The sequence below is a fragment of the Tepidamorphus sp. 3E244 genome (assembly GCF_046159835.1).
In the GTDB taxonomy this organism is placed as follows: Bacteria; Pseudomonadota; Alphaproteobacteria; order Rhizobiales; family Tepidamorphaceae; genus JACKJK01.
The window spans coordinates 133,914-158,684 of the sequence record NZ_JBJXCY010000001.1 but is presented as its reverse complement, the minus strand read 5'-3'; the positions used below and the strand labels follow the sequence as shown (position 1 = coordinate 158,684).

Annotated in this window: 25 protein-coding genes; 8 read left to right on the top strand and 17 right to left on the bottom strand. The window is 64.7% G+C overall.

What is annotated here, in order from left to right; all coding sequences use genetic code 11:
- Position 1: 1 nt before the first annotated feature.
- Entirely contained in the window at positions 2–1,993 is a 1,992-nt protein-coding gene (locus ACKTEK_RS00725) for a hypothetical protein (RefSeq protein WP_409163326.1), read from the bottom strand.
- A 279-nt stretch (positions 1,994–2,272) separates the two neighbouring features.
- On the opposite strand from ACKTEK_RS00725, the gene pobA reads away from it, so the two are divergent.
- Positions 2,273–3,442 carry a 4-hydroxybenzoate 3-monooxygenase gene (gene pobA / locus ACKTEK_RS00720; protein WP_409163325.1) on the top strand — a complete coding sequence of 390 codons (1,170 nt, stop codon included), beginning with the start codon at positions 2,273–2,275 and terminating at the stop codon, positions 3,440–3,442.
- A 9-nt stretch (positions 3,443–3,451) separates the two neighbouring features.
- Here pobA and ACKTEK_RS00715 read toward each other — a convergent pair whose 3' ends face one another.
- The 3 genes from ACKTEK_RS00715 to glpK are packed head-to-tail and all read right to left on the bottom strand — an operon-like array spanning position 3,452 to position 7,116.
- The gene (locus ACKTEK_RS00715) at positions 3,452–4,789 is read right to left on the bottom strand and encodes a lyase family protein (protein ID WP_409163324.1); all 1,338 of its coding nucleotides are present in this window, start codon (positions 4,787–4,789) and stop codon (positions 3,452–3,454) included.
- Positions 4,786–5,619, bottom strand: a complete 834-nt coding sequence (gene pcaD / locus ACKTEK_RS00710) for a 3-oxoadipate enol-lactonase (protein ID WP_409163323.1) — start codon at positions 5,617–5,619, stop codon at positions 4,786–4,788. The genes ACKTEK_RS00715 and pcaD overlap by 4 nt, the downstream gene beginning before the upstream one ends.
- A gap of 9 nt (positions 5,620–5,628) precedes the next feature.
- Complete coding sequence (glpK, locus tag ACKTEK_RS00705; RefSeq protein WP_409163322.1) at positions 5,629–7,116, bottom strand: glycerol kinase GlpK; 1,488 nt, start codon at positions 7,114–7,116, stop codon at positions 5,629–5,631.
- A gap of 97 nt (positions 7,117–7,213) precedes the next feature.
- On the opposite strand from glpK, the gene ACKTEK_RS00700 reads away from it, so the two are divergent.
- On the top strand, positions 7,214–7,660 hold the full coding sequence (locus tag ACKTEK_RS00700; protein ID WP_409163321.1) for a YqaA family protein: 447 nt from the start codon (positions 7,214–7,216) through the stop codon (positions 7,658–7,660).
- Positions 7,661–7,731: 71 nt separating this feature from the next.
- Here ACKTEK_RS00700 and ACKTEK_RS00695 read toward each other — a convergent pair whose 3' ends face one another.
- The 9 genes from ACKTEK_RS00695 to ACKTEK_RS00655 form a co-directional block, all read right to left on the bottom strand.
- The gene (locus ACKTEK_RS00695) at positions 7,732–9,468 is read right to left on the bottom strand and encodes an ABC transporter substrate-binding protein (RefSeq protein WP_409163320.1); all 1,737 of its coding nucleotides are present in this window, start codon (positions 9,466–9,468) and stop codon (positions 7,732–7,734) included.
- 137 nt (positions 9,469–9,605) lie between these two features.
- Entirely contained in the window at positions 9,606–9,890 is a 285-nt protein-coding gene (locus ACKTEK_RS00690) for a DUF2160 domain-containing protein (RefSeq protein WP_409163319.1), read from the bottom strand.
- Positions 9,883–10,431: a hypothetical protein gene (locus tag ACKTEK_RS00685; protein WP_409163318.1), complete on the bottom strand. Its 549-nt coding sequence runs from the start codon at positions 10,429–10,431 to the stop codon at positions 9,883–9,885. Before ACKTEK_RS00685 ends, ACKTEK_RS00690 begins: the two co-directional genes overlap by 8 nt.
- Positions 10,431–11,231: a carbohydrate ABC transporter permease gene (locus tag ACKTEK_RS00680; protein ID WP_409163317.1), complete on the bottom strand. Its 801-nt coding sequence runs from the start codon at positions 11,229–11,231 to the stop codon at positions 10,431–10,433. Before ACKTEK_RS00680 ends, ACKTEK_RS00685 begins: the two co-directional genes overlap by 1 nt.
- Positions 11,228–12,091 (bottom strand): carbohydrate ABC transporter permease, encoded by an 864-nt coding sequence (locus ACKTEK_RS00675; protein ID WP_409163316.1) that lies wholly within the window; start codon positions 12,089–12,091, stop codon positions 11,228–11,230. The genes ACKTEK_RS00680 and ACKTEK_RS00675 overlap by 4 nt, the downstream gene beginning before the upstream one ends.
- Positions 12,088–13,167: an ABC transporter ATP-binding protein gene (locus tag ACKTEK_RS00670; protein ID WP_409163315.1), complete on the bottom strand. Its 1,080-nt coding sequence runs from the start codon at positions 13,165–13,167 to the stop codon at positions 12,088–12,090. The genes ACKTEK_RS00675 and ACKTEK_RS00670 overlap by 4 nt, the downstream gene beginning before the upstream one ends.
- Positions 13,168–13,178: 11 nt before the next feature.
- Positions 13,179–14,264 carry an ABC transporter ATP-binding protein gene (locus tag ACKTEK_RS00665; protein WP_409163314.1) on the bottom strand — a complete coding sequence of 362 codons (1,086 nt, stop codon included), beginning with the start codon at positions 14,262–14,264 and terminating at the stop codon, positions 13,179–13,181.
- Between the two features lie 57 nt (positions 14,265–14,321).
- Positions 14,322–15,872, bottom strand: coding sequence for a glycerol-3-phosphate dehydrogenase (gene glpD / locus ACKTEK_RS00660; protein WP_409163313.1), 1,551 nt, complete (start codon positions 15,870–15,872; stop codon positions 14,322–14,324).
- A gap of 164 nt (positions 15,873–16,036) precedes the next feature.
- Positions 16,037–16,813, bottom strand: coding sequence for a DeoR/GlpR family DNA-binding transcription regulator (locus ACKTEK_RS00655; protein ID WP_409163312.1), 777 nt, complete (start codon positions 16,811–16,813; stop codon positions 16,037–16,039).
- 107 nt (positions 16,814–16,920) lie between these two features.
- Between ACKTEK_RS00655 and ACKTEK_RS00650 the strand changes: the two genes are divergently transcribed.
- Positions 16,921–17,691 (top strand): SDR family NAD(P)-dependent oxidoreductase, encoded by a 771-nt coding sequence (locus tag ACKTEK_RS00650; protein WP_409164859.1) that lies wholly within the window; start codon positions 16,921–16,923, stop codon positions 17,689–17,691.
- Positions 17,692–17,874: 183 nt separating this feature from the next.
- Here the strand turns inward: ACKTEK_RS00650 and ACKTEK_RS00645 are convergent, their stop codons facing one another.
- From ACKTEK_RS00645 to ACKTEK_RS00635, 3 genes are all read right to left on the bottom strand, one after another.
- Positions 17,875–18,162: a hypothetical protein gene (locus ACKTEK_RS00645; protein WP_409163311.1), complete on the bottom strand. Its 288-nt coding sequence runs from the start codon at positions 18,160–18,162 to the stop codon at positions 17,875–17,877.
- Positions 18,163–18,200: 38 nt separating this feature from the next.
- Positions 18,201–18,674: a DUF2059 domain-containing protein gene (locus tag ACKTEK_RS00640; protein WP_409163310.1), complete on the bottom strand. Its 474-nt coding sequence runs from the start codon at positions 18,672–18,674 to the stop codon at positions 18,201–18,203.
- Positions 18,675–18,851: 177 nt separating this feature from the next.
- Positions 18,852–19,535 carry a fumarylacetoacetate hydrolase family protein gene (locus tag ACKTEK_RS00635; protein WP_409163309.1) on the bottom strand — a complete coding sequence of 228 codons (684 nt, stop codon included), beginning with the start codon at positions 19,533–19,535 and terminating at the stop codon, positions 18,852–18,854.
- A 161-nt stretch (positions 19,536–19,696) separates the two neighbouring features.
- Here ACKTEK_RS00635 and ACKTEK_RS00630 point away from each other — a divergent pair, with 161 nt between their 5' ends.
- Entirely contained in the window at positions 19,697–20,173 is a 477-nt protein-coding gene (locus ACKTEK_RS00630; protein ID WP_409163308.1) for a MarR family winged helix-turn-helix transcriptional regulator, read from the top strand.
- Positions 20,174–20,180: 7 nt separating this feature from the next.
- Here the strand turns inward: ACKTEK_RS00630 and ACKTEK_RS00625 are convergent, their stop codons facing one another.
- Complete coding sequence (locus tag ACKTEK_RS00625) at positions 20,181–21,254, bottom strand: Glu/Leu/Phe/Val family dehydrogenase (protein WP_409163307.1); 1,074 nt, start codon at positions 21,252–21,254, stop codon at positions 20,181–20,183.
- A gap of 278 nt (positions 21,255–21,532) precedes the next feature.
- Between ACKTEK_RS00625 and ACKTEK_RS00620 the strand changes: the two genes are divergently transcribed.
- The 4 genes from ACKTEK_RS00620 (at position 21,533) to ACKTEK_RS00605 (ending at position 24,771) form a co-directional block, all read left to right on the top strand.
- Positions 21,533–22,240, top strand: a complete 708-nt coding sequence (locus tag ACKTEK_RS00620; RefSeq protein WP_409163306.1) for an ABC transporter permease — start codon at positions 21,533–21,535, stop codon at positions 22,238–22,240.
- 7 nt (positions 22,241–22,247) lie between these two features.
- On the top strand, positions 22,248–23,027 hold the full coding sequence (locus tag ACKTEK_RS00615) for an ATP-binding cassette domain-containing protein (protein WP_409163305.1): 780 nt from the start codon (positions 22,248–22,250) through the stop codon (positions 23,025–23,027).
- Between the two features lie 31 nt (positions 23,028–23,058).
- Complete coding sequence (locus tag ACKTEK_RS00610; RefSeq protein WP_409163304.1) at positions 23,059–23,895, top strand: substrate-binding domain-containing protein; 837 nt, start codon at positions 23,059–23,061, stop codon at positions 23,893–23,895.
- Positions 23,896–23,970: 75 nt separating this feature from the next.
- Entirely contained in the window at positions 23,971–24,771 is an 801-nt protein-coding gene (locus ACKTEK_RS00605) for a molybdate ABC transporter substrate-binding protein (RefSeq protein WP_409163303.1), read from the top strand.

The window sequence follows — 24,771 nt, the reverse complement described above, 5'->3', positions numbered from 1 at the left end:
ATCACTCCCCAAGCCACAGAGCTTCAAGCTCTTCGTCTGACAAGATGCCGCCGTCCGGTCCCTCGCAGAGGACTTCCGGATAGACGTCGACGATGGTCGCCTTGCAGCACGGGAACGTGCCTCCGGCAGCCGCGTCCGCGCCACGGAAGACGCAGACGTCCATTTCGAACGCGTCTCCGGGCGGTCCGTCGACCGCAACCGTGAGGTTTCCGTCGCCAAGCGGCTGGCGGCGCGGCAGCACCGAGAAGCCGGGCGTCGGCGTCGTCGTCTGCACCTGGTCGAGCGGCAGGCTCGAACGGTTGCGGACATAGAGGCGGTAGTAGCGTCCGTCGGGGCCGACATCGCAGCTCCAGCGACGCTCCAGCGTCAGGCAGGCGCGGTCACGGGGAACGGGATCGCCGCCGAAGTCCACCGGCGGGCGGAACGCGCCCTCGCAGACACGGAAGGCTTCCACGTCGCCCATGTGGCCGAAGGTGTCGCCAACGCCCGTCTCGCCGTCGAAATCGGCGTAGTAGGCGGTGAAGGGCGGCACGTTCTGCGGCTTCACGAGGCGCAGGTCGTTGCCTTGCAGACCGTCGATCTCCAGCGCGCCCCCGGGACGCAGCGCGTCCTGCATGGCGGCTGCTTCCGGGTTGCGAAGCTGCTCGCCGGTTGACCACAGGTAGCCGCCGCAGGCAGCCGTGTTGAGGTAGTTGTCGGAGGTGTAGTCGTAGTTGATCGTCACGCCGCCATTGGCGTTGCGCAGATCACCACGGAAGCCGATGGCATATTCGTCCGGCGCCTCGACCCAGCGGGACTCCGTTGCCGGATCGTCGGGGTCTTCGAGTACGAAGCGGATGACACGCGCCTCGCCTTCCTCGGCGAAGGTCTTGTAGTCGTATCCGCCGGTCTCCGTACCGCGCTGGGCCAGGATCATGCGGCCCTGCGGATCGAACACGATGTCGGAAATTTCGAACGGACGCGGCGCGGGCGGTACGTCGACCTCCCAGCGCGGATCGTCGCCGAAGCTGCCATCCTTCGCGAGACCGACAGACCAGATCTGCGGACCGGCAGCCACCGCGTAGTAGAGGCGCCCGCCATGAACGGCGAGGCCCCAGACACGGCGGCGCGCGTCGGGCAGCATCCAGGTGCCGGAATCGGTTGCATCGAACGCACCGTCGGCGATGTCGAGACGCCTGGAGGAATCGAACGGGCGCGGGCTCATGCCCGCCGCGTTGCGGCCGGCCACACCATGATCGAAGGTGTCCTGCTCCTCGCCGTTGCGGTTGAGGCGATGGATGGTGCCGGTGTCGCGGTCGGACACGTAGAAAGAGCCGTGCCGCGAGCTGAAGGCGATGTTGCCGAGACCGGCGCCGGTATTGGCGAAGCCTTCCAGCGCGATGTTGGCAAACAGCGTCACCTCGCCGGTGCGCCCGTCGATCTTCCAGACCGAGCCGGGCCCGCCTGCGGGGTCGGCTGCGCCCCACTGGCCTTCCATGAACTGCGCGCCGGGCGCACCGTTCATCAGCCTTTCGGGGCGGGTGTCGTCGTCAGCGTCCGGCAGCACGATGTGCAGGCCGAAGGCCGACGTCGCCGTGACGTAGATGTTGGGATATTTCAGGTCATCCATCGCGGTGCCGAACACAAGCCCGGTATCGGCGACGGGGACCTCGAACATCGTCGGCGCATCGAGTTGCTGACCGCTCGGCGGGTCCTCGGGGAAGGACACGTCGATGATCCGCACCGCGGCGCGCTGCGTATCGATGAAGGTTTCGTCGATCATTTCAGGGCCGGGCGGCACCTCGCCGCCGGGAACGTGGGTTCCCGGAAAGCCGGTCGTGACAAGCTGGCCGGGATACATGATCCCTTCCCACTCGTCGCCTTCCTGTGCCTCGATTGAACCTGAAGTGCTGATTAGTGCCGCTGTGGCAAACGCCGCGACAAGCCCGATGGAACGCAAGGTGCATCCCGCTTGCCGCGCCGAGGTGATCCGCTTCGCGGAAATCCCTCTCATGGCCTTCCTCACCGTTGGCCGGTTTCCCGGTCGTGGTGCCCCCGCTGACGGGAGCTTACGCTACGAGATCATGGCGGCACAACCTGCACGCCATACGTAAAAGTACGTAGCGAAAGGAAATGATTAGTCAGCGATTGCGGGCTTCAGCGCAATTTTCGGCAACCTTCTCTTGGTTTTATGGCGGAAAGTTGCATTGGCAAGGCCCGCCCAATCTCTGGCGTTTTCTAGCCGTCTCGGCGAAAGTGTTTGCACAAGAAGACGGCCGGGGAGACGGCAAACATGCGCAGCCAGGTGGGAATCATCGGGGCGGGACCTGCGGGCCTTCTGCTGGGGCGACTGCTGCATCTCCAGGGAATCGACACCATCATTCTCGAGCGCCGATCCGGTGACTACGTGCTGTCGCGCATCCGCGCCGGCGTGCTCGACGGCGCGTCCGTGCGCGCGCTGGACGAAGCCCAGTGCGATGCCCGGCTGAAGCGCGACGGGCTGTTCCACGACGGGTTCGACATCGTCGCCGGCAACGACCGCTTTCATATCGACCTCACCCGACACACGGGGAAACAGGTGATCGTCTACGGGCAGACCGAAGTCACCCGAGACCTGATGGAAGCACGCGCCGGGGACGGCGCGCCGACGCTCTACGAGGCCGAAGTGATCGCGATGGAAGACATCGCGGATGGCCCGGTCCGCATCACCTACGAGCAGAACGGACAGCGCGGCGAGATCACCTGCGATTATGTCGCGGGCTGCGACGGGTTCCACGGCATCGCCGCCAAACAGATTCCTGACGATATCCGCCGCACCTTTGAGCGGGTCTACCCGTTCGGCTGGCTGGGGCTGTTTGCCGATGTGGCGCCGTGCTCGCCCGAACTGATCTACGCGAACCACGAGAACGGGTTCGCGCTCGCCAGCATGCGGTCGGCGAAGCGCAGCCGCTATTACATCCAGTGCCCGATCGATGCGGACCTGAACGAATGGAGCGACGAGCGGGTGTGGGACGAACTCGCCGTGCGCCTCGGACCGGAGGCAGCCGAGCGCATGCAGCGCGCCCCGTCCATCGAAAAGAGCATCGCGCCGCTGCGCAGCTTCGTCGCCGAGCCGATGCGGCACGGGCGGCTGTTCCTTGCGGGCGATGCCGCGCATATCGTGCCGCCGACCGGCGCGAAGGGACTGAACCTCGCCTCTGCCGATGCGCTGGTGCTGTCGCGCGCGCTGACCGCGCTCATCAAGGACGGTGACCCCAGCCTCGCCGACAACTATTCCGCCGAACGCCTACGTCACGTCTGGAAGGTGGAGCGGTTCTCGTGGTGGATGACGTCGATGCTGCACCGGTTTCACGACGACGACGCCTTCGGCGCGCGGGTGCAGCTTGCCGAACTGGACTATCTCAGCGGGTCGGAAGCTGCGCAGAAGTCGCTTGCCGAAAACTACGTCGGGCTGCCGTTCTGAGAGGCAGCGTCAGTCGCCGTCGCTTCCGGCTTCCGCGATGATGCGGTCGATCAGTTCATCGGCGAGGCCGATGGCGTTGGCCGGGTTTTCCAGCGCGTCCCAATCGATGCGCCTGCCCGGCACAAGTTCGCGCAGGACGACGATCAGGCCGCCAGCCGGCCCTGCCTGCCTGCAGGCGCGCTTGACCAGTTCGGCGGCCTCTGTCCGCGAGTAGCCCGCTTCGAGCAGAGCAAAGGTCGCGGCTTCCGCCAGCACCGTTCCGTTCGTCGCATCGAGATTGGCGCGCATCCTTCTTGCATCGACGCGCAGCGCGCCAACGGCTTCCAGCGCGCGGGCTGAAGCCGCCCCGCAAGCGCAGACCAGCGGCGGCAGCGTCAGCCATTCCAACATCCATGCCGCACCGTCACGCTCGTTGGCGGCCAGTTGCATATGGGTCGCGGAAGACGCCAGCGCTGACGCATGGTTTGCCAGCGCGACCAGAAGTTCAGCCGAGACCGGGTTGGCCTTGTTGGGCATGGTGGAGGACCCGCCAGCGCCTTCAAAGCCGATCTCGCCAACCTCGCCCTGCGCCAGCACCATCATGTCGGCGCCCATCTTGCCGAATGCACCGCAGGCCATCGCCGCCCAGTTGGCGATGCCGGCCATGCGCTCGCGCTGGGCATGCCATGGAGCGGCCGGCTCGCCGAGCCGCAGGATGCGGGCCATGGCCGCTGCGGTTTCAAAGGCAGCAGGACCGAGCGCGGACATGGTGCCCGCCGCGCCACCGAGCGAGACGGCCAGCACGTTCTCGCGGGCGGGGTCCATCTCGTCGCGGGCGAACGCAATCGGGGCCAGCCAGTTGGCGGCTTTCAGACCGAAGACAGTCGGCACCGCCGCCTGCCCGCGCGTTCGCGCAAGGCACAGCGTCGGGCGGTGCGCGTCGGCAAGGTTCGCCAGCATGGCGACGAGTTCGTCCATGCGGGTGCCGACCACGTCGAGCGCGCTCTTCAACGACAACAGGAAGGCCGTGTCGGCGATGTCCTGCGAAGTCGCGCCGAAATGAACATAAGAGGCCGCCTCTTCGCCAACCGCCTTGCGCAGGCCTGCCACCAGCACCGGCACCGGAACGCCGTCGCGCGCGGTACCGGGTGCAAAGTTACCCGGGTCCGGGGACCATGCCTCGCAGACTTCCTCGATCCGCTTGGCGCAATCGGACGGGATGATGTCGAGCGCTCCCTGGGCGCGCGCCAGCGCACCTTCGACCCGCAGCATGGCCGCGATCTGCGCATCGTCGGAAAAAAGTTGGGAAACCTGCGGATCGTTCAACCCGCCGACATGCAGCGCGGAGTCGAGTGGCGAAACGCTCATGCAGCGCCGCTTTCGAACTTTTTCAGGAAGCCGCCCATCAGTTCGATGAGCTGTGCGGACTGGTCGATCATCGGCAGATGCCCTGCGCCATCGACCTGCGCGAATTCCGCACCGGGAATCAGCCCGGCCAGTTCGCGGCCAAGTTCGGTGGGGGTTGCCATGTCATGTTCGCCGGTGATGCAGAGAACGGGCACGGCGACGTGGCCCGCGGCCTCGGTGAAATCGGCATCGCGGATCGCCGCAGACGTGCCCGCGTAGCCTGCCGCCGTGGTGCGCGTCAGCATGGCGCGCCAGCCGACGAGCTGTTCGGGATACTGCTCGCGGAAGGGTTCCGGGAACCAGCGCTCCAGCGTGCCTTGCGCCAGCGGGTGCAGCCCCTGTTCCATCGCCGTCTCGATGCGGGTATCCCAGAGTTCCCGCGTGCCGATCCTGTGGCCGGTGTCGCACAGCATCGCACCGGCAACCCGGCCCGGCGCGCGCGCCAGCAGCCCCAGCGAGATCATGCCGCCGACGGAGACGCCGGCGACCACGACGCGGTCGATGCCGAGATGATCGAGCAGGCCGAGAAGATCGTCGACGTGATCGTCCATCGCGTAGGGAAACGGCTTGGCCTGCGACAGGCCGTGGCCGCGCTTGTCATAGGCGAGGATGCGCCAGTCGTTCTCGATAGCCTCAATCACCGTGTTCCAGATGCGGAAATCCGTCCCCAGCGAGTTGATCAGCACAATAACCGGCCTGCCGTCGTCTCCGCCACCGGGCGGCGTGAACAGCTTGTGATGGATATTGACGCCATTCACGCGGGCGAAGCTGAGCGGGGATGTGGGGGACATTCGGTTTCCTCAGTTGGTCGTCAGGGTCCGGCGCACGGCATCGCGCCAACCCGCAATCTTTCGGCTTCGCGTCTCGTTGTCCATGCCCGGCTCGAACCTGCGTTCGCAATTCCAGCTTGCCGCGAAGCCGTCCATGTCGGGCCACACGCCGGCCTTGTAGCCGGCGAGCCATGCGGCACCGAGCGCCGTCGTCTCCAGCACATGGGGCCGGTCGACGGGTGCGTCGAGGATGTCGGCGAGGCGCTGCATGGTCCAGTCGCTCGCGACCATCCCGCCATCGACCCGCAGTACCGTGTCGCCGCCGCTCCAGTCGCGGTGCATGGCATCGAGCAGGTCGGCGGTCTGGTAGCAGACCGATTCCAGCGCGGCGCGGGCGAGTTCGTTCGGCCCAGTGCCGCGCGTCAGCCCGAAGATCGCGCCGCGCGCCTCGGCGTCCCAGTGCGGCGCGCCAAGCCCCGTGAAGGCCGGCACGAGGTAGACGTCCTGGTTGGGGTCGGCTGCTTCTGCCATGCGACCGCTGTCGGATGCCTGCTTCACCACGCCGAGGCCGTCGCGCAGCCATTGCACAGCGGCACCGGCTACGAAGATCGAGCCTTCCAGCGCATAGGTCGTCTCGCCGCCGATGCGGTAGGCGATCGTCGTCAGTAGCCGGTTGGTGGAGGGAACGGCCTGCGTGCCGGTGTTCAGCAGCGCAAAGCACCCCGTTCCGTAGGTCGACTTCATCATGCCGGGCTGGAAACAGGCCTGCCCCACCGTCGCCGCCTGCTGGTCACCCGCGATTCCACAGATCGGCGTGGCGGCCCCGAAGATGGATGTCTCGCAGGTGCCGAAGTCGTGCGCGCTGTCGCAGATCTCGGGCAGTACAGCGCGCGGCACGCGCAGCAGCTTGAGAAGCTGCTCGTCCCACTCGCCGGTGTGGATGTTCATCAGCATGGTGCGCGACGCGTTCGTCGCGTCGGTGGCGTGGACCTTGCCGCCGGTGAGGTTCCACATCAGCCACGTATCGACCGTGCCGAAGGCCAGTTCGCCATTTTCGGCGCGGGCGCGCGCTCCGTCGACCTCGTCCAGTATCCACGCGAGCTTGGTGCCGGAAAAATACGGGTCGAGCAGCAGGCCGGTCTTCTCGGTGACGGCGTCTTCCGCGCCCTGCCGTTTCAGCGCGGCGCAGATCTCCGCCGTGCGCCGGTCCTGCCAGACGATGGCGCGGTGGATTGGCGCGCCGGTCTCGCGGTCCCACACCACCGTCGTCTCGCGCTGGTTGGTGATGCCGACGCCGGCAATGTCGCGCGCGTCGATCCCGGCAGAGGCGATGGCCGCGCGGATAACGTTGGCGGTTGAGGTCCAGATTTCCTTCGCGTCGTGCTCGACCCAGCCCGATTTCGGGAAATGCTGGGTAAATTCCTGTTGCCCCACCCCGCGAATGGCATAGGTCTCATCGAACACGATCGCGCGCGAGGACGTCGTTCCCTGGTCTATGGAAAGAATGTATCCGCTCATTGTGGACCTCCCGCCAGCCTTGCAGCGGATCTTCGTGCCCGCCCTGCCGAACTGCTGAGTTAATCACCTTGCCGCTTCACACGAAACGACGTGCTTGATGTTCGACACCGAAACCTGGGGTGAGCTCGCCGCCCTGTTCTTCTCGGCGCTGGGCGCGGCGACCCTCATTCCGGGTGTCTCGGAAGCGGTGCTCGTCGGCGTGCTGACGCTCGGCGACGTTCCGGTGTGGCAGGCGATCACGGTCGCCTCCATCGGCAACACGCTCGGCTCCGTCATCAACTGGGTGCTCGGGCGCTTCTTCAGCCACTGGCTCGGCCACAAGTACTTCCCGATCTCGCGCGAGAAGTTCGAACGCCTCCAGGGCTGGTATTCGCGCTGGGGCGTGTGGACGCTGCTGACCTCTTGGGCACCCATTATCGGCGATCCCATCACCGTGGTCGCGGGCATCATGCGCACGCCGCTGTGGCTGTTCGTCCTCATCGTCGCCTTTGCCAAGACCGCCCGCTACATCCTCGTCGCGCTCGGCGTTGCCGCCGTCGGCTGAACACCTCACATGAAATGGCCGCCGCCGGTTCTCCGGCGACGGCCCTTGTCCTCGATCAGCGCTTAAGCCGATCAGTTGTTCTGCCAGCGCGCGACGAGTTCGTCGTAGTTGACGGTCTCGCCCTGCGGCTTCTCGTTTTCGAGCTTGGCCTTGGCGCCGCCCTTGCCGAGCCACTCGGACGGGTCCTTCGGCTCGTTCAGGCGCGGTCCGCAACCGCCATAGACGTTGGCGGCCTTGTCGGCCTGCTCCATGCGCGCCATCGTCACGTCCATCTCGTTGGCGAGACGGTCCATGGCTTCCTGCGGGGTGAACGCACCGGAGTTCACGTCACCGATCTGCTGCCACCAGATCTGGGCCAGCTTCGGATAATCCGGCACGTTGATGCCTGTGGGCGACCAGCGCACGCGGTCCGGCGAGCGGTAGAACTCGACGAGACCGCCGAGCTTGGGCGCACGTTCGGTGAAGCTCTCGTGGCGCACCGAGGAGTCGCGGATGAAGGTCAGGCCCACGTGGGACTTCTTCACGTCCACGGTCTTCGACGTCACGAACTGCGCGTAGAGCCATGCCGCCTTGGCGCGGTCATCCGGCGTGGACTTCAGGAACGTCCACGAACCCACGTCCTGGTAGCCGACCTTCTGGCCTTCTTCCCAGTACGGGCCGTGCGGGGACGGAGCCATGCGCCACTGCGGATTGCCGTCGTCATCGACGGTGTTGTTGCCTTCCGACTTCGGCGCGACCATCGAGGCGGTGAAGGCCGTGTACCAGAAGATCTGCTGGGCGACGTTGCCCTGGCTGAGCGCCGGCAGCGACTGGTAGAAGTCGTAGGATGCGGCACCGGGAGGGGCGTACTTGCGAAGCCATTCGTCCCACTTGCGGATGGCGTAGACCGCCGCCGGGCCGTTGGCCGCACCACCGCGCGACACCGAAGCGCCGACCGGGTTGCACGAGCCCTTTTCCATGCGGATGCCCCACTCGTCGATGGGCACGCCATTGGGTTCACCCGGCGAACCGGCGCCGGCCATCGAGAGCCATGCGTCGGTCATGCGCCAGCCAAGGTCGGGCGCGCGCTTGCCGTAGTCCATGTGGCCATAGACCTGGACGCCGTCGATTTCCTTCACATCGTTGGTGAAGAACTCGGCGATATCCTCGTAGGCCGACCAGTTCACCGGAACGCCCAGCTCGTACCCGTACTTTTCCTTGAACTGCGCCTTCAGGTCCTCGCGGTCGAACCAGTCCTTGCGGAACCAGTAGAGGTTCGCGAACTGCTGGTCGGGAAGCTGGTAGAGCTTGCCGTCCGGGCCGGTCGTGAACTGGGTGCCCATGAAGTCCTCGAGATCGAGGGTGGGCGAGGTCACGTCTTTCCAGTCGCCTTCCATCTGGTCGGTCAGGTTGTAGGCGAGCTGCAGTCGCGAGTGGGTGCCGATGAGGTCGGAGTCGTTGACGTAGGCGTCATACAGGTTGCGGTTCGTCTGCATCTGGGTCTGAACCGCCTGCACCACTTCGCCTTCGCCGAGGATCTGGTGGTTCACCTTGATGCCGGTGATTTCCTCGAAGGCCTTGGTCAGGGTCTTGGACTCGTAGTCATGCGTCGGAATGCCTTCCGACAGAACGTTGATTTCCAGGCCGGCGAAGGGTTCCGCCGCCTTGATGAACCATTCCATCTCCGCCTTCTGCTCGTCCTTGGTGAGCACGGACGGCTGGAATTCGTCGTTGATCCACTTTTCCGCGGCGGCCATGTCTGCCATCGCCTGGCCGGGTAGCCAGGTGAGTGCCAGAACGGCTGCCGTCGTCAGCAAATGCCGTTTCATTTCAGCTTCCTCCCGTTGCGGTCTTGGCTCACGGGTGTACCCGTGTTCTTGCCCGCGGCCCGGAACCCGCAATTTGCTCCGGAGCGGATTTTCGGAACGGGCATGTCGGTTGCCCGCCCCGGTTTTCTTCCCTCGCCTTACACCCAGCGGAAAACCACCACGGCGAAGACCAGCGAAATCACGGTTGCCCACCACAGCGGGCCGGCCGCGAAGGCAAGCCAAGCGAGGTGGATGTAGGCGCTGCCAAGCAGCGACACGAAGAGCCGGTCGCCGCGCGTGGTGTGCAGGCCGAGGACGCCGTCGCGCGGGGCACCGCCCGGACGCGCCCATTCCCACACGGCCATGCCGGAGATGAGCAGCGCGATGACGGCGAAGAACGACACCGTCTGCCACGTCCATGCCATCCATGAGAGGTCAAACATTGCTTCCTCCCTCAATATTGGTGGAGGAATCCGACAAGTTCATTCGGGACGGAGCGGCCCAGCCGACAAACTTCCATCGGCAGTTTCGGGGTGTCGCAGCAACTCGAATCCAATGAGTGTGTGGGTCGTATTCTTGGACGGCCCTGGCCGGTGCGCGAATCTCTTCGCCCGGTTGAATTACGTTTGGCTCTTCGCGGAACGTATTGACCTTGTTTTCCACCGGAACCAATTTAACCGACGGTTTCCAGTTAGAGCCTTCGTTGAACTCCGCCTTTCCGATCTCTTTCCCCCAAAACCATCGAGCTGTTCGAAATGACACATCCAGACTTTGGACAACTGTTGGAGTGCTCCCTGAATTCGTTACTATGCAAAGAAACGAGCTATTTCCTCCCATACTGGTCTCGAGAGGATTGAAAACGGTGACGGCTAGTTTTGGACCAGCAAGTAACCACCTCACCGCTCCGACTAAAGCGAGAGCGGTCGACAATAGAGCTGCGTAAAGGCCAATCCAATCGCTGAGTTGAATAGTGCTACTAGCCATCACACCCTCCCTAGGGCAAAGCCCTTGGCGATGTAGTTGCGCACGAACCAGATCACGATCGCGCCGGGGATGATGGTGAGCACGCCGGCGGCTGCCAGCAGGCCGAGCTCGTAGCCCGACGTGGAGGCGGTGCGCGTCATGGTCGCGACGATGGGCTTGGCGGCGACCGATGTCAGCGTCTTGGCGAGAAGCATCTCCACCCACGAGAACATGAAGCAGAAGAAGGCCGTGACGCCGATGCCCGACGCGATCAGCGGCATGAATATCTTCACGAAGAACTTCGGGAAGGAGTAGCCGTCGAGATAGGCGGTCTCGTCGATCTCGCGCGGGACGCCGGACATGAAGCCTTCGAGAATCCACACGGCCAGCGGCACGTTGAACAGGCAGTGCGCCAGCGCGACCGCCAGGTGCGTGTCGAACAGGCCGATGGCCGAGTAGAGCTGCAGGAAGGGCAGCGCGAAGACCGCCGGCGGGGCCATGCGGTTGGTCAGCAGCCAGAAGAAGAGATGCTTGTCGCCGAGGAAGCGGTAGCGCGAGAAGGCGTAGGCCGCCGGCAGCGCCACGGAGACCGACAGCACCGTATTGATCGCCACGTAGGTGATCGAGTTGATGTAGCCGTTGTACCAGGTCGGGTCGGTGAAGATCTTGGCGTAGTTCTCCAGCGTGAACTCGTTCGGCCACATGGAGAAGCCGCCGAGGATCTCGTTGGTGGTCTTGAAGCTCATGTTCAGCAGCCAGTAGATCGGCAGCATCAGGAACACGATGTAGATGATCGGGATCAGGGCCGAGGCGCGCTTCATTCGTCTTCTCCCCGCATCATCACCGAGTAGAAGACCCAGCACACAAGCAGCGTCATCAGGAAGTAGATGATGCTCATGGCCGCAGCGATGCCGAGATTGAACTCGCCAAGCGCTGCCTTCACCAGGTCAATGGACAGAATGGTCGTCGTGTTGCCCGGCCCGCCGCCGGTCAGCACGAAGGGTTCGGTGTAGATCATGAACGAGTCCATGAAGCGCAGCAGCACGGCGATGGTCAGCACGCGCTTCATCTTCGGCAACTGGATATGCCGGAACACGGCCCAGCGCGATGCGGAGTCGATGCGCGCTGCCTGGTAGTAGGCATCGGGGATCGAGCGAAGACCCGCATAGGCCAGCAACACGACCAGCGAGGTCCAGTGCCACACGTCCATGATGATGACGGTGAACCAGGCCGAGACCGGCTGGCGCGTGAAGTTGAAATCGATGCCGAGCGCGTTGATGACGTAGCCCATCAGGCCGATGTCTGGCAGCGCGAAGATGTTCCACATCGCGCCGACCACGTTCCACGGCACCAGCAGCGGCAGCGCCATCAGCACGAGGCAGACCGGGACCCAGATGCCCTTTCGCGGCATGGCCAGCGCAATGATGACGCCGAGCGGGATTTCGATGAGCAATATTGTGCCGGTGAAAAAGAATTGGCGCAGGAGAGACGCGTGGAACCGCTCCGAGTGGAGGACCTCACGGAACCACTTCACCCCTTCGAAGAAGAACAGGTTGTTCCCGAAGGTCTCCTGCACCGAGTAGTTCACGACCGTCATCAACGGAATGACGGCGTTGAAGGCCACCAGGATCAGGACCGGGGCGACCATGAACCAGGCCTTGTTGTTCCATGTCTTGTTCATGCCGCGCCGCCTTTTTCCACGAGCCAGGAATCCGCGTAGAGATTGACGTTGGCGGGCTGGAGGATCACCTGCGGGTCAGCGGGCACTTCCGTGCCTTCCGGCAGGGTCGCGGCGATGTCGGTCCCGGCGAGATCGGCATGAAGAATGCGGAAGCGGCCGATGTCCTCGACGCGCTTGACCGAGACCGGGATGCCGGTCCCGTTTTTCGCAAGCGTCACGAATTCCGGGCGGATACCGAGTTCAAGTTTCGATGCCCCGGAAGGCGCGCCGACGGGCAGTGCGATCTCGTGGCCACCCACATGGGCGCGGTCGCCTTCCACCGCGCAGGGCAGCACGTTCATGCCGGGCGAACCGATGAAGTAGCCGACGAATGTGTGCTTGGGATTGTTGAAGAGTTCCGCCGGCGTACCGGTCTGTACCACCTCGCCCTCGTACATGACGACGACCTTGTCGGCGAAGGTGAGCGCCTCGGTCTGGTCGTGGGTCACGTAGATCATCGTGAAGGCGAAGCGCTGGTGCAGTTCCTTCAGCTTGGAACGCAGCACCCACTTCATGTGCGGATCGATGACGGTCAGCGGTTCGTCGAACAGGATCGCGTTGACGTCCGAGCGCACCAGCCCGCGACCCAGCGAAATCTTCTGCTTCTCGTCCGCCGTCAGGCGGCGGGCGCGGCGGTCCGCCTTGTCCTTGAGGTCGATGATCTCCAGCGTGTCGTTGACGCGCCGGGCAATCTCGTCGCGCGGGACGTTGCGGTTCCGCAGCGGGAATTCGAGGTTCTGTCTCACCGTCATGGTGTCGTAGATCACCGGGAACTGGAACACCTGCGCGATGTTGCGTTCCTGCGTGCTCAGACCGGTCACGTCCTTGCCGTCGAACAGGATTTTCCCTTCAGACGGCTGGAGCAGGCCGGAGATGATGTTGAGCAGCGTGGTCTTGCCGCAGCCGGACGGGCCCAGTAGCGCGTAGGCGCCGCCATCCTCCCACGTCATCGAGAGCTCTTTCAGCGCGTAGTCGGCTTCGCTCTTGGGGTTCGCCATGTAGGCGTGGCGGATCTTGTCGAATTCGATGCGTGCCATTCGCCCCTCCCTCAAGCCGCTGCCGGTTGCTCGGCCGGGCGCGCGAGGTCGCCATCGGCCGAGAAGAACATGAAGCGGGCGGGATCGACCCAGACGTCGATGGTCTCGCCAACGGGGTGGTTGTGCACGCCGTGGACCAGCGACACCCAGCGCGCATCGCCAACATCGAGGTGGATGAAGCTTTCCGACCCGGTGATTTCGGTGACGGCGACCGTGCCGGTGAACTTCAGCGCCCCGCGTCCGGGGTCGCGCCGCAGCAGGTGGTGCGGCTGGAAGGCGACCGTGTAGGTGCCGTCCGGCAGATCGCTGCCTGCGGGGACGCTCGCACCGCCTGCGGCATCGGCAAACGAGAGCGTTGCGCCACTCTTTTCCACCTTCGCGGTGTTGATCGGCGGATCGGAGAAGGTGCGCGCGGTCGTGAGGTCGACCGGGTTTCGGTAGACCTCGATGGTCGGCCCGAACTGGGTCACCGCACCGTGGTGCAAGGTCGCGGTGTTGCCGCCCAGAAGCAGCGCTTCCGACGGCTCGGTCGTCGCGTAGACGAAGACCGCGCCGGATTCGGCAAAGATGCGCGGCAGTTCGGCGCGCAGTTCCTCGCGCAGCTTGTAGTCGAGATTGGCGAGCGGCTCGTCCAGCAGCACCAGTTCCGCACCCTTCACCAGCGCGCGGGCGAGCGCGGTGCGCTGCTGCTGGCCACCGGACAGGTTCAGCGGCGTGCGGTCAAGATAGGGGCCGAGCTGCATCAGGTCGGCGGCCTTGCGAACACGCGCGTCGATCTCGTCCTTGGCGACACGGGCAACCCGCAAGGGAGACGCGATGTTCTCGTAGACGCTCAGCGTCGGGTAATTGATGAACTGCTGGTAGACCATCGCGACGTTGCGCTTCTGGACCGGCCAGCCGGTAACGTCGGTGCCGTTGACCAGCACCTGACCGCTGGTGGGCTGCTCCAGCCCTGCCATCAGGCGCATGAGCGTCGTCTTGCCGGCAAGCGTCGGCCCCAGCAGCACGTTCAGGCTGCCGGCCGTCAGCATCAGCGACACGTCGTCGATGTGGGTGTCCTCACCCACCACCTTCGACACGTTGCGCAATTCAAGCATCGCGCACCTCCCCGGCCGGCCAGGTGCTGCATGCGAAGCGCTGGTTCGCGCGTTTCGTCATGCCGCCGCATCCCCGGCCTTGCGCCGCCCCGGTTCTTTGCCGGGTGCGGACAATTCCTTGACAGCATTGTGCACGAATTTTTCCAGCCGCGCAGTTTCGCTCGCAGAAAAACGCAAGCCGAGCTTTGTCCGCCGCCACAGGATATCTTCTGCGGTGCGGGCCCATTCGTTGGTCACGAGCCATTCCACTTCGCGAGCATAGAGCCCGGCGCCAAATTCTTCGCCCAGGTCGCCCAGCGACTTGGCGTTGCTCAGCATCTGGCGCGTATCGGTGCCGTACTGTCGCACCATGCGGGCAATGATCTCGCGAGCAAGCCACGGGAAGATGCGCGACAGTTCATCGGCCAGTTGCGCCTGGCCGTCGAGCGGCATGTCGCCGCCGGGCAATGCGGCATCCCGCGTCCACGGCCTGCCGCGCGCGCCGATCACGTCCTCCACCTGCTCCAGCATGGATTCAGCCAGACGGCGGTAGGTGGTGATCTTGCCGCCGAAGACATTGAACAGCGGTGAGGCTGCCTGCTCGTCGCGCGCGATCACGTAGTCGCGGGTGGCTTCCTGCGCCTTGCTCGCGCCGTCGTCGTAGAGTGGGCGCACGGCGGAATAGGTCCACACGGCATCGCCCGCCTCGACGGGCTTGCGGAAATATTCCGAGGCCGCATTGCAGATATAGGCGGCTTCGTCGTCGGAGATCGCGGCGTCGGCCGGGTCGCCCTCGAAATCGCGGTCGGTGGTGCCGAGCAGGGTGAAGTCGTCTTCGTAGGGAATGGCGAAGAGGATGCGCCCGTCGGCGTTCTGGAAGATGTAGCAGCGGTCGTGCTCGTAGATCTTCGGCACGACGACGTGGCTGCCCTTTACGAGCCGGACATTGTGCGCGCCGTTGCGGCCGGCAGCGCCGCGCAGCACTTCGTCGACCCACGGACCGGCGGCATTGATGACGCAGCGCGCGGCGATCGTGCGTTCGCCGCCTTCGGCATCGCGCACCGTGACCTGCCACCCGTCGCCGGAGGGCTTGAGACCCACGACCTTGTGGCGCACGAGTATTTCCGCGCCGCGATTTTCCGCGTCGCGCGCGTTCAGCACCACGAGGCGGGCATCGTCGACCCAGCAGTCGGAATATTCAAAGCCGCGCTGGTAGTCCTGCTTCAGCGGTTCGCCGAGCGGGCCGTTGGCAAGGTCCACGGTGCGGGTTGCGGGCAGGTTCTTCCGGCCGCCGAGATGGTCGTACATGAAGAGCCCGAGCCGTAGCATCCAGGCCGGACGCAGGCCGGAGTGGTGCGGCAGAACGAAACGCAGCGGCCAGATGATGTGCGGCGCGTTGGCCCAGAGCCGTTCGCGCTCCATGAGCGCCTCGCGCACGAGGCGGAACTCGAAGAACTCAAGATAGCGCAGGCCGCCGTGAACCAGCTTGGTGGAGCCGGAGGAGGTCCCACTTGCCAGGTCATCCATCTCCGCAAGGCACACGTCATAGCCCCGGCCCGCCGCGTCGCGCGCGATGCCGCAGCCGTTGATGCCGCCGCCAATGACGAAGATGTCGCAGCCTTGCGCCACGCCTGCCCTGCCTCCCCGCTGCGCATTCTGAGCCGTGCAGCTTCAGCCGCCGAACCGCGCGCAGACTTATGCTGCACTTGCGAATGTAATTTCGCATTGCAGCAATTATCATTAATATCGAAGCCTATTACGAAGCAAACGAAAGTCAAGTGAAACCGAGCGCGCTATTCCGCGTCCGTCTCCGACATGACCTCGATGAGGTCGACTTCCGATTCCGCGCAGATCGCGCGCAGGTTCTCGTCCGGGCAGCGATCCGTAACGAAGCTGTGGACCTGCGAGATATGGCCGATGCGCACGGGCGCGCGGCGTTCCAGCTTGCTGCAGTCCGCCACCAGGATGACGTGGCGCGCGTTGGCGATGATCGCCTGCGCAACCTTCACCTCGCGAAAGTCGTAGTCGAGCAGCGCGCCGTCGGAATCGATTGCGGAGACGCCGATCACCGCGAAGTCCACCTTGAACTGGCGGATGAAATCGACGGCCGCCTCGCCAACGATGCCGCCGTCCGCCTTGCGCACGACGCCGCCAGCCACGACCACTTCCATGCCGGGGTAAATCCGCAGGGAATTGGCGACATTGATGTTGTTGGTGATGACCATCAGCCCGGAGTGACGCACGAGCGCATCCGCGACGGCTTCCGTCGTCGTGCCGATATTGATGAAGAGCGATGCGGAATCCGGGATGATCGCGGCGGCACGCTCGGCAATGGCAAGCTTTTCCGACCGCGCGAGCGTGCGTCGCGCCTCGTATCCCATGTTCTCGCGCGACGGCGCGATCATGGCGCCGCCATGAACCCGGAACAGGAGCCGCTGGTTGCAGAGCTCGTTCAGGTCCTTGCGGATCGTCTGCGGCGACACCTCGAACTCTTCGGCAAGCTCATCGACGCTGACGCGCCCCTGCTGGCGGGCCTTTTCGAGGATCGTCTGTTGGCGTTCGATCAGCATGGTCGTGTCGTTTTCGCTTTTCAGGGATATCGAAACTAGTCGAAAGCGGGCATCCTGTCAGCAGGATCGGGAGGCATGACAGCATGGACCGGGGCAAAGTGACGGATCTGTTTCGGCAAAACGCCTTCGCCGGGGTCGATGTTGCGATCACCGGCGCGCGGCGCGGCATCGGGGCCGGCGTCGCCCGCGCATTCCTTCATCTCGGCGCGCGCGTGTGTGCGCATTGCGGGGTCGATCCGGCCAAGGACAGCGATCCGCTTGTTGCTGGCCTCGATGCGGAGGACGCAGCGCGCCTGACAATTCTCGATGCCGATCTCGAAGACGAGAGCGACACGGCACGGCTGGCCGCTGATATCTCTGCGGCCATGCCGCGCGTCGACGTCTTCATTCACAATGCCGGCACGATGCATGGCCGCGTCATGACCGGGGAGATGACGGCGGCTCATTTCGACAAGGTGAACCGGTTGAACGCCGGATCGACGGTTCTGCTCACCTCGGCACTGCTGGACAACCTCGCCGACGGCGCATCCGTGATCTTCACAAGTTCGATTTCCGCGCGGACGGGCGGCAGCCCCGGATCGTCCGTCTATTCGGCATCGAAAGCCTTTGTGTCGACCTATGCCCGGAGCCTTGCCCGCGAGCTTGCCCCGCGCGGCATCCGCGTCAATGCGGTATCACCCGGCACAATCGACACCGACTTCCATTCCCGCTACTCGAGCGCTGAGAAACTTGCCGCGACCGCCAGGGCGATTCCCCTGCAACGACTTGGCACCGTCGGCGACTGCACGGGCACCTACCTGTTCCTCGCCGCGCCGGCCCTTTCCGGCTACGTGACAGGACAGGTGATCGAGGTGAATGGCGGTCAGTTCATGGGCTGAATGCTGCGCCTCGGACCACCCCGACTGGGCCGGAGATAACGCCAGCAGATCAATACCTTACCGCGCAGCATGGCCTGCGAAATGCTGCACCCCTGTTGCGCAGCATAAATTCATGCTGCACTCCAGCATATTCAGCTTGCTGTTCGAGCCCTGTGCCGCACGCGATCACATTCTCTGAGCCGACTAATATTGCAGCGTCGTCAGGGCAAGCAGCGCCATCAGCGCGAAGACGAACAGCAGCCGCATCCGCAGCTTCTTGACAAGTTCCCGCGTTTCCTCGTCCTTGGCGACGCTTGGGCCCGCGATGGCCGTGCGGACCATGTTCGTGTAGCGCGGCACGCCGTATCGCATGATCTTGCCGTCGCTGCGACGCTCGATCTCATAGGATGTCACGATTGCTGCGATAAACGCGATGATTGCGCCGATGCCGGCTGCAGCGCTCATCACAATTGTCATCACCTGGTCGCTCACCGGCCAAACTCCCGCTCAGGCTGCCAATAGGGGGCGTTCTACTTGCCTTCGGAGGATTCGCCCATCTCGGCCTGCACGCGCTGTATAAAACTCTGCTGCATGGACTGCATGAGCGGAATGATCTGCTGCATGGCCTGCGCCATGTAGGGCTGCATCTTCTCGGCAATGGCGGCGCCTTCCTCGGAACTGTAGAAGGCCGTCAGCGCCTCGATCTCGTTCACGGTGAAGTTCGCCGCGGTCGATTCCAGCATGACGCGCTCCATCTGCGGACGAATCTTGGCAAACTCCTCGCTGAGTATCTTCGCAAGCTTGTCGCGCTGCTCATCCGTCACGTTGGCGGAAACCTGCATCTGCTGCAGCATCGCGCTCACATATTGCGGAGACAGCATGTCGCTCATCATCTTCTGAACCGTCGGCGTCTCCAGGTATTTCTGCGCCGCAGCCATGCGCTCGGCATCCTGCGCCTGCGCAAGGGACCCACTGGCGATCGGCGCGAGCGCGATCGACGCCACAATCAAAGCTGTCTTCAGAAATCGCATAATCGGTTCCGTTTCCTTGCGGCGCCGCGCCGCGGGCCACGTTGAGAATTGCATGTCAGTACTGTCCGCTGCACGGACCGGCATGACAAGACCGGGTAAATGTGCCGGCAAAGGGGCGCTGCCCCGCGCGCCGGCACTCGCCTGCCGGTCTCAGGTGATGGAGACCTCGATCTCCCCGACCCCTTCAACGCCACCCTTGAGCGTCTGGCCGGGGCGCACGGCCCCGACGCCTGCGGGCGTGCCGGTCATGATGAGGTCGCCGGCCTCCAGCCGCATGGACTGCGAGATGAGGGAGATGATGTCCGGCAGCGGCCAGATCATTTCGGACAGATCGCCGTCCTGTCGCATGTCCCCATCGAGTGAAAGCCAGACGCGGCCCGTCTCCGGGTGGCCAGTCTGCGAAACCGGCTTCAGACCAGACATGGGGGCTGAGTTGTCGAACCCCTTACCCCAATCCCACGGGCGGCCGAGCTTCTTGGCTTCGCCCTGCAGATCGCGGCGCGTGAGGTCGATCCCGACGCCGTAGCCGAAGACGTGGGACAGCGCGTCGGCAATCGGAATATCCGAGCCGCCCTTGCCGATTGCGGCGACAAGCTCGATCTCGAAATGCATGTCGCTGGTCTGTGGCGGATAGGGAATGGATGGTCCCGTCGCCACTGCGTCGGCCGGCTTGCAGAAGAAGAACGGCGGCTCACGGTCCGGGTCGTGCCCCATCTCCCGCGTGTGGGCGGCATAGTTGCGACCAACGCAGAACACGCGCCGGACGGGAAACACAGCGTCTGTTCCCTCGACCGGCAAGGTCACGCGCTGCGGCGGTTCGAATATGAAGTCCATCGGTGCTGGTCCACTCGTTCAAAGACGGCTTGACACGCTAACCCGGCACCCCGCAAGCCGTCACCAAAATTGCAAATCATTGATTTCGTCAGTATACTGACTTTCAGTAAACTGATTAGCACTCTGTTAAGACCTGTCGCCGGAAAAGCGCGGAGTTCCATGTGCCCATTTCCCTTCCCGACCTCTACGACCAGCCTTCGCATCTGCTGCGCCGCGCGCAGCAGATTTCCATCGCGGTGACCGGCGAGGCGTTGCGGCCCCATGATGTTACGCCGGCGCAATTCGAGATCATGCTGGCCATACGCGCGCAGCCCGGCATCGACGGTGCGGGGCTGACCAACGCCGTCGCCTTCGACCGGTCAACCATGGCGACCGCCCTGGAACGGCTTGAACGAAAGGGAATGATCGAGCGCCATTCCGGCCCGCATGACCGGCGCTCCAAGCAGGTGTTTCTGTCGCCCGCCGGCAACCAGACGATCCTTGAAGCAGCCAGCGCCTATAAGGCCGCACAGAAGCGCATCCTGCAGGGTCTCGCACGCAGCGAGCAGTGGCAATTGCTGACGCTGATGGAACGGCTCGTCTCGCTTAACAACGATCTGTCGCGCGCACCGCTGCGCACCGCGCGATCGGATCAATGATCGCGGGTCAGCGCCCTGCCGCCAGCCGCGCCTTTGCGCGAGCTATGGCGACCGCATCCGTGGTGCCTTCGCCGCCATCGGATGCCGCGAAGATTTCCGACAGGATGCCGCCTAGCTCCCCCACGCGCTCCTTCATGGCGTCGGGAGATGCGAATCTGTCCGCCAGCGCAATCGAGATCACGCCGCCGGAATTGATGACGAAGTCCGGCGCGTAGAGGATGCCGCGCTGCTGGAGACGCGCGGCATCTTCGGGCGTCTCAAGCTGGTTGTTGGCGGCACCGGCAATGACGCGGGCCTTGATATCGGGGATGGTGCGCGGGTTCAGCGCGCCGCCGAGCGCACAGGGTGCAAGGATGTCCGCCTGCACGGCGTGGATCTCATCGACGCTGACCACCTGCGCGTCGAATTCGCTTGCCAGAGCCGCGACCGCATCCTCGCGGATATCGGCAATCACGATGCTGGCGCCATCTGCCTTCGCCATGCGCGCGACGTCCGCGCCGACATTGCCCACGCCCTGTACCGCGACGGTGAGGCCGTCGAGGGTTTCCGCACCGAGCGCGTGTCTCGCTGCGGCCTTCATGCCGATATGGACGCCCCACGCCGTGTAGGGCGATGGATCGCCAAGTCCGGAGGCAGACGTCCCACGCACGTGGGCGCTGGTTTCGGCGATATAGTCGACAGCCGCCTGGCCGGTGCCGACGTCCTCGGCAGTGATGTAGTCGCCGCCGAGCCGGTTTACGGCCTCGCTGAACGCGCGCCACATGTCGGGTGTCGCGTCGTTGCCGTCCGACAGGATCACCGCCTTGCCGCCACCGAGATCGAGCCCGGCCGCTGCGTTCTTGAAGGTCATGCCGCGCGACAGGCGCAGCACGTCCTTCAGGGCTTCGGCTTCGCTCGCGTAGGCCCACCTGCGGCAACCGCCGAGAGCAGGACCAAGCGTCGTGTCGTGCACCGCGATGATGGCACGCAACCCGCTGGCTGCGTCGCTGCAATAGTTCACGGCCTTGTGGCCGGCGAAATCGGGATGGCTGAAGACACCGGACGGCACCTGGTCAGCCTGCATGGCGGTTTCGATCTTCACGGCGATCCTTTCCCGCAAAGCGCGCGCGCACTTCACGATGAGCTTGCCTCGACCCTCGCATCGATTATCGCGCAGTCGGCAACTCATTTTGCTGCGAAGTCGGTCGCCAATCGGCGCGAAGCGTTCGAATCCGCACGCCTTTGCGAACGATTTCGCTGTTTCGCCAATTGATATCGGGTTTGCGCGGCGCCTTTTCAAAGCGGGGCCTGTGGACATCTTTCCCGATTTACTGCAAATTCTGGCTATTCGAACGAACTCTGGTGAGTCTTTTGTAATTCATGCATGATTTTGCATCATCATTCAGCATGGCGGTGTCCTTGCTGCTCTCCGGCGACCCGGTTCTGTGGGGCATCGTGGCGCTGTCATTGCAGGTCAGCCTCAGCGCCGTGGCCATCGCCGCGCTGCTCGGCATGCCGCTTGGCGCCACGCTCGCGGTGGCCCGCTTTCCGGGCCGCGGCGCGCTGGTCGTGCTGCTCAATGCGCTGATGGGCCTGCCGCCGGTGGTTGTCGGCTTGCTGGTCTACCTGATGCTGTCCAATGCCGGGCCGCTGGGCGTACTGCAACTTCTCTACACGCCCGGCGCGATGATCATCGCGCAGGTCGTGCTGGTGCTGCCGATCATCGCCGCGCTGACGCGACAGGTGATCGAGGACATGGATTCCGAATATGCCGACCAGCTCCGCTCGCTCGGCGTGTCGCGGCTGCAGAGCGTTCCCACGCTGCTGTGGGATGCGCGCTTCACGCTGACAACCGCGCTGCTTGCAGGCTTCGGGCGCGCCATCGCCGAGGTCGGGGCCGTGATGATCGTCGGCGGCAACATCAACCACGTCACCCGCGTCATGACGACGACGATCGCGCTGGAAACCTCCAAGGGCAATCTCGCGCTCGCGCTGGCGCTGGGCGCGATCCTGATTTCCATCGCCATCTGCGTGAACGCCCTGCTTGGCACCGTTCGCTCGACCGCGCGCCGCGCGGCTTTCGCGTGAGGCCGGCATGAGCGACGCGACAGCAACCATTCCCACGATCTTCCCCCGCGAGGTTGCGCAGGCGCCCGACCGGCCCCTGCTACCGCTGGTCGCGCGCGACCTGCGGCTGGTCATCGACGGGCGCGACCTCGTCGATGTCGAGGAACTCACCATCCGCGATGGCGGGCCGACCGTGGTGATGGGCCCAAACGGCGCGGGCAAGAGCCTGCTGCTGCGGCTGCTCCACGGGCTGAGCGAGCCGACCACCGGCACCATCTGCTGGAACGGCGCCGTAGCCGACGAGGCAGCACGCGCCCGGCAGGCCATGGTTTTCCAGCGGCCCGTCCTGCTGCGCCGGTCCGTCGCCGCCAATGTCGACTACGTATTGAAACTGCGCGGTGTCGCGCGGGCCGAGCGACCCCGGCGCGTTACCAGCTGGCTCGACCTCGCCGGGCTGGGCGACCTTGCCCGCCAGCCGGCGCGCACCCTGTCCGGCGGTGAGCAGCAGCGCCTCGCGATGGTTCGCGCGCTCGCCACCGAGCCGCGCATCCTGTTTCTCGACGAGCCGACCGCGAGCCTCGACCCGGCTTCGACCCACGCCATCGAAAGCCTGATCCGCACGGCGACCGGCAACGGCGCGAAGATCGTGATGATCACCCACGATGTCGGCCAGGCCAAGCGGCTGGCCGAGGACGTGGTCTTCATCCACCGCGGACGCGTCCTCGAGCACGGACCCGCGACCGACTTTTTCAACCAACCCCGATCGGACGCCGCGCGCGCTTTCCTCGCCGGCGGCCTGGTCATCTGACCAACCAGAAGATCAAACCACGGAGACGTCCATGTTCAGACGCACATTCCTGGCAGCCCTCGCGCTGCTGACACTCGCCGGCGGCGCACTCGGCAGCGCCCAGGCACAGGACAAGTTCATCGTCGTGCAGTCCACGACGTCCACGGCCAACTCCGGCCTGCTCGATGCGATCCTGCCGCAGTTCCAGGAGAAGACCGGCATCGAGGTTCGCGTCGTTGCCGTCGGCACCGGCCAGGCCATCAAGAACGCCGCCAACGGCGACGGTGAAGTGCTTCTCGTCCATGCCAAGCCGGCTGAAGAAAAGTTTGTGACCGATGGCTGGGGCGTCGAGCGTCACGACGTCATGTACAACGACTTCGTCATCGTCGGCCCGGCTTCCGACCCGGCCGGTGTCGCCGGCACCGAGAATGTCGTCGAGGCGTTGAAGAAGATCGCCGAGAGCAAGTCGGCGTTCGCCTCGCGCGGTGATGATTCCGGCACGCACAAGGCCGAACTTCGCCTGTGGAAGCAGGCCGGGGTTGATGTCGGCTCGGCTTCGGGCGACTGGTACCGCGAGACGGGTTCGGGCATGGGCGCGACGCTGAATGCCGGCGTCGGCATGGATGCCTACGTCATGACCGACCGCGCCACCTGGATCTCCTTCGGCAACAAGGGCGACTACAAGGTCGCGGTGGAAGGCGACCCGAAGATGTTCAACCAGTACGGCGTCATCCTCGTGAACCCGGAAAAGCATGCCAACGTGAAGGCCGAGGAAGGCCAGGCGTTCATCGACTGGCTCATCGGCGGCGAAGGCCAGAAGGCGATTGCCGATTTCAAGATCGACGGGCAGCAGCTCTTCTTCCCGAATGCCAAAGCCGTCAACGGCTGACCTGACGACGGGCGCGGCGTGAAACGCGCCGTGCCCGGTTCGCTTCCCCTCCCCCAACACACCAAGGACAAGACCATGCGTACAGCCATGTTCATGGCCGTCGCGATGCTGACGCTCGCCCGGCCCGCACTTGCGGCAGACGATGTCGTTCTCTTCGCAGCCGGCAGCCTGAAGGCCGCCCTGAGCGACGTTGCCGACGCCTTCACCGCGCAGACCGGCACTGCCGTCACCACCCAGTTCGGCCCATCGGGCCTGATGCGCGAGCGCATCGAAGAGGGCGAGCCAGCCCATATCTTCGCATCGGCCAACATGAAGCACCCGAAGACGCTGGCCGAAGCCGGCAAGGCGGGCGACGTGACCCTGTTCGCGCGCAACCGCCTGTGTGCCATCGCGCAGCCGGACGTCGAGGTTTCAACCGAAACGCTGCTCGACACGATGCTGGACGAGAACATCCGCGTCGGCACATCCACGCCGAAATCCGATCCCGCAGGCGACTATGCCTTTGCGCTGTTTGCCAAGGCGGACGGCGTGAAGCGCGGCGCGAAGGAAACGCTGGAAGCCAAGGCACTGAAGCTGACGGGCAGCGAGGATTCCGCCAAGCCGCCGGAAGGGCGCAATCCCTATGGCTGGGTGATGAGCGAGAAGAAGGCTGACATCTTCCTGACCTACTGCACCAACGCGCTGCTGGCGCAGAAGGACAGCGACAGCCTGCAAATCGTCCAGATCCCGGAGGAGATCGCGGTCGGCGCCGACTACGGCCTGACCGTGCTGACGGGCGCGCCGGACACCGGGGCTGCGCTCGCGGCCTTCATCCTGTCGCCGGAAGGACAAGGCATCCTCGCCTCCTACGGCTTCTCGACCGTGTCGGACGACTGA

Coding starts and splice junctions, on each gene's coding strand:
- ACKTEK_RS00700 (WP_409163321.1), top strand. CDS start 7,214: ATGTTCGACACCGAAACCTGGGGTGAGCTCGCCGCCCTGTTCTTCTCG.
- ACKTEK_RS00655 (WP_409163312.1), bottom strand. CDS start 16,813: ATGCTGATCGAACGCCAACAGACGATCCTCGAAAAGGCCCGCCAGCAG.
- ACKTEK_RS00665 (WP_409163314.1), bottom strand. CDS start 14,264: ATGCTTGAATTGCGCAACGTGTCGAAGGTGGTGGGTGAGGACACCCAC.
- ACKTEK_RS00635 (WP_409163309.1), bottom strand. CDS start 19,535: ATGGACTTCATATTCGAACCGCCGCAGCGCGTGACCTTGCCGGTCGAG.
- ACKTEK_RS00695 (WP_409163320.1), bottom strand. CDS start 9,468: ATGAAACGGCATTTGCTGACGACGGCAGCCGTTCTGGCACTCACCTGG.
- glpK (WP_409163322.1), bottom strand. CDS start 7,116: ATGAGCGGATACATTCTTTCCATAGACCAGGGAACGACGTCCTCGCGC.
- ACKTEK_RS00715 (WP_409163324.1), bottom strand. CDS start 4,789: ATGAGCGTTTCGCCACTCGACTCCGCGCTGCATGTCGGCGGGTTGAAC.
- ACKTEK_RS00690 (WP_409163319.1), bottom strand. CDS start 9,890: ATGTTTGACCTCTCATGGATGGCATGGACGTGGCAGACGGTGTCGTTC.
- ACKTEK_RS00675 (WP_409163316.1), bottom strand. CDS start 12,091: ATGAACAAGACATGGAACAACAAGGCCTGGTTCATGGTCGCCCCGGTC.
- ACKTEK_RS00605 (WP_409163303.1), top strand. CDS start 23,971: ATGCGTACAGCCATGTTCATGGCCGTCGCGATGCTGACGCTCGCCCGG.
- ACKTEK_RS00685 (WP_409163318.1), bottom strand. CDS start 10,431: ATGGCTAGTAGCACTATTCAACTCAGCGATTGGATTGGCCTTTACGCA.
- ACKTEK_RS00670 (WP_409163315.1), bottom strand. CDS start 13,167: ATGGCACGCATCGAATTCGACAAGATCCGCCACGCCTACATGGCGAAC.
- pcaD (WP_409163323.1), bottom strand. CDS start 5,619: ATGTCCCCCACATCCCCGCTCAGCTTCGCCCGCGTGAATGGCGTCAAT.
- ACKTEK_RS00615 (WP_409163305.1), top strand. CDS start 22,248: ATGAGCGACGCGACAGCAACCATTCCCACGATCTTCCCCCGCGAGGTT.
- ACKTEK_RS00680 (WP_409163317.1), bottom strand. CDS start 11,231: ATGAAGCGCGCCTCGGCCCTGATCCCGATCATCTACATCGTGTTCCTG.
- ACKTEK_RS00725 (WP_409163326.1), bottom strand. CDS start 1,993: ATGAGAGGGATTTCCGCGAAGCGGATCACCTCGGCGCGGCAAGCGGGA.
- ACKTEK_RS00610 (WP_409163304.1), top strand. CDS start 23,059: ATGTTCAGACGCACATTCCTGGCAGCCCTCGCGCTGCTGACACTCGCC.
- pobA (WP_409163325.1), top strand. CDS start 2,273: ATGCGCAGCCAGGTGGGAATCATCGGGGCGGGACCTGCGGGCCTTCTG.
- ACKTEK_RS00620 (WP_409163306.1), top strand. CDS start 21,533: ATGCATGATTTTGCATCATCATTCAGCATGGCGGTGTCCTTGCTGCTC.